The sequence below is a fragment of the Mycobacterium sp. genome, from assembly GCF_035640695.1.
GTDB lineage: Bacteria > Actinomycetota > Actinomycetes > Mycobacteriales > Mycobacteriaceae > Mycobacterium.
Genome location: NZ_DASQVQ010000035.1, coordinates 1 through 2,987, shown reverse-complemented (window position 1 = coordinate 2,987; position 2,987 = coordinate 1). Strand labels below are relative to the sequence as shown.

General features: G+C 63.5%; 3 protein-coding genes and 1 tRNA gene. 1 reads left to right on the top strand and 3 read right to left on the bottom strand.

Annotated features, from left to right (window positions below):
* Positions 1 to 94 precede the first annotated feature (94 nt).
* Both VE759_RS04065 and VE759_RS04060 read right to left on the bottom strand, forming a co-directional pair.
* Positions 95 to 168, bottom strand: a tRNA-Leu gene (locus VE759_RS04065).
* A 307-nt stretch (positions 169 to 475) separates the two neighbouring features.
* The gene (locus VE759_RS04060; protein WP_324928474.1) at positions 476 to 1,345 is read right to left on the bottom strand and encodes a class II glutamine amidotransferase; all 870 of its coding nucleotides are present in this window, start codon (positions 1,343 to 1,345) and stop codon (positions 476 to 478) included.
* A 46-nt stretch (positions 1,346 to 1,391) separates the two neighbouring features.
* On the opposite strand from VE759_RS04060, the gene VE759_RS04055 reads away from it, so the two are divergent.
* Positions 1,392 to 2,099 (top strand): HAD family acid phosphatase, encoded by a 708-nt coding sequence (locus tag VE759_RS04055; RefSeq protein ID WP_324928472.1) that lies wholly within the window; start codon positions 1,392 to 1,394, stop codon positions 2,097 to 2,099.
* Between the two features lie 20 nt (positions 2,100 to 2,119).
* On the opposite strand, the gene VE759_RS04050 is transcribed toward VE759_RS04055, so the two are convergent.
* Positions 2,120 to 2,987, bottom strand: an 868-nt coding sequence (locus tag VE759_RS04050) for a Ppx/GppA phosphatase family protein (protein ID WP_324928470.1), incomplete at its 5' end; no start/stop codon positions are given.

The following is a 2,987-nucleotide window of genomic DNA, read 5'->3' as shown; positions in this document are numbered from 1 at the left end:
TTTTTTACAGGGCATTGATGGCGTCGAGGATGGCGCCCGCTGTCGCATCCGACCAGACCGGGCCGACGTGGTGCATTCACCAGCGGGTTCGCGGTGCCCTCGGTCGGACTCGAACCGACACTGGACGGATTTTAAGTCCGCTGCCTCTGCCAATTGGGCTACGAGGGCTGCGCAGCTAAGACAGTACTTCGCGCCTGAACCGCCTTCGGATCGTGCTCTGGATACCACAGTGTTACGCGCCGCTGCTTCGACATGTCCTACGAACTTCGCAAGAACAGCCCGACCCCCAATGCCCTTGCGACCCCAGTAGCCAGGTCACCCTCGAGGTCGGGAGCTAAATCATGATTCAAGTGACGCGCACGGCGGCCCCAAAAAAGAAGTGCACCTGTGGGTGCCAGAGGTGCAACTCCGGCAACCATTGCGGGAACTACGGAAGCGGCTGCCAGCACTTCTACGGTCGCTCGGCCAGCCGCAATTACGTGACGTTCGGGTGCTGCGATGCGGCCGCGGTGATGGTGAGGTCTTCCCGCCGGAGTTGATGCTTCGGCGGTTCCGGCAACACCACGCGCTCCGTGACCGACAAGTCGGCGTCGACATGCACCAGCGTGCCCGGATCAAGCAATCGCCAACCCGGGTCGTCGTCCATCGGCTCGCTCGCGAACACCAGAGAGGGGTACGTCTCCAGGTGTGCCGACTGGGCGTGGATGCGCGGCGTCTGCATGTCGAAATTCCCTGCAGCCTCGGGTTTCCGACGATCGAGCGCGTATAGCTCGTTCGGCTCCGGATACCGCAACGCCCACATGTCGGTCGCCGTGCTAAGCAGCAAGTTGACCGCATAGATGGGCACGTTCGATGACAACCAGTTCAGCGCATCCAGCAGACCGGCGTCGACGTCGTCCGCTTTCGCCCTGATCGACCCGGTGATCAATGCGAACACCCGCTCACTGTCGGTGTCACCTTGAACAAGGTCGGCGACGCCAAGGTCCTCGAGCCGCGCGTCGATCTGATCCAGGCCCGTCACCACCCCGTTGTGCGCGAAAATACGCTCGTCCTGCAGGAACGGGTGCGTGTTGCGGACGTCGAGCTTGCCGGTGGACGCGTATCGCACATGTGCGATGAACGTCGTCCCACTCAGTACATGGGCCTCACAGGCGAATTCGGTGTCCTCCCACGCCGCGATCGGCCGCTTGTCGACCACCGGCTTGCCGTCACCGTTGAAGACACCGATCCCGGAGCCGTCGGGATTTCGCTTGCTCTGCGCGACCAAGTTGTCCGGTGCGTCCAGGAGCCAAAACGTCGCCGTCGTCACGGAACGGTCCGCGTGAAGCCCGAACAAGCGGCACATGCCGCAGACGCTACCCCGGCCAATCGACGCCGGTTAAGGTCAGCCCATGTCCATGCGCACCACAGTCGCCGTTGTCGTCACCTCGCTGGCCATGCTCGGCGCGCCGGTCGTCGCGGTCGCCGATCCTGTCGCGGATACCGCCGGCGAGCCAACCAACGTCGGTGACGCGAAGATCGCCGCGACCCAGTACCACGATAGCGGGCAATATATGACCGATCTGGCCGAAGTGGCCGCGCAGGCGATGAACTGGATCGGCACACAGGCCCCGACGACGAATCGCCCGGCCGTTGTCTTCGATATCGACGAGACAAGTCTGTCCAACTGGGAAGTCATCAAGGCCGACGATTTTGGATACTTCGCCAATGGGCCGTGCAATCTGCCGGATCCGTGCCCATTTCGCAGCTGGGACTTGTTGGCGAGGTCAACCGTGATCCAGCCGACACTCGATACCTATAACATGGCGAAAAGCCTTGGCATGGCGGTTTTCTTCATCACCGGACGGGACGAAGGTCAGCGCGCGGCCACCGAAAAGAACCTGCAGTCCGCGGGTTACACCGGCTATAACCGGCTGATCATGGAACCCATTGGCGTCAAGTATCAGTCGGCGACCGATTTCAAGGCGCCCCAACGCGCGGCGATCGAAGGCGAGGGCTACACGATCGTTGCGAACATCGGCGATCAACCGTCCGACCTCGCTGGCGGACACGCCGAACGGACATTCTTGCTACCCGATCCGTTCTACCGAATTCCCTAACCGGAGCCAAATCTAACGCATTACGCTATCGACAGCGCGATGCCGTCGAGAATGTCGTGCTCGCTGACGATCAACTCGCTGATCCCCGCCCGCTGCCGCAACGCATCGGCGAGTTCCTCGACGATTATGGCTCCTCCGGCGATGACATCCACCCGACCTTCGTGCATCGGCCCCAGCACCGCTCGCTGTGCTCGCGTCATCCCGATCAGCTGGTCGCAGACGTCGAGCAGTTCCGGAAACCTGACCCGCGAAAGATGAATGGCGACAGAGTCATACGTCGTCATGTTCTGCGCGAGCGCGGACAGCGTGGTCATCGTCCCGGCCACCCCTACCCAGGTTCTCGCTTGCTCCACCGGGACCTCCCGCAGCGCATCCCCCAGCCGTTCCCGGGTCACCTCGCGCGCGGCGGCCACCTCGGTAGCGGTCGGCGGGTCGGAATGCAGATGCCGCTCGGTCAACCGCACGCAGCCGATGTCAGCCGAATACGACGCCTCCACGTCACCAGTGCCGAACACCAGCTCCGTAGAACCCCCGCCGAGGTCGGTCACCAGGAATGGCGCTGCGGCTGAATCCAATTCGTCGACCACGCCGTGAAACGACAGCGCGGCCTCCTCTTCGCCGGTGATCACCTCCGCGACCGCACCCGGTACCGCCGCGGCCAACACCTCGGACGTCATCGCGAAGAACTCCGCGGTATTGCCGACGTCCCGGGTGGCGGACGTCGCGACCATGCGCAGCTGCGGTACCTGGTAGCGATTCAGCAGCGCCGTGTAGTCGCCGAGTGCGGCCCGCGTCCGGGCCAGTGCCTCCGGCGCGAACTCACCCGTCGCGTCCACGCCCTGGCCCAGCCGCACGATGCGCATCTCGCGATGCAGATCGAACACCCGC

What these genes read in the sequence shown, in the direction of transcription:
- VE759_RS04060 (WP_324928474.1), bottom strand. Translation starts at nt 1,345, where the DNA reads ATGTGCCGCTTGTTCGGGCTTCACGCGGACCGTTCCGTGACGACGGCG.
- VE759_RS04055 (WP_324928472.1), top strand. Translation starts at nt 1,392, where the DNA reads ATGTCCATGCGCACCACAGTCGCCGTTGTCGTCACCTCGCTGGCCATG.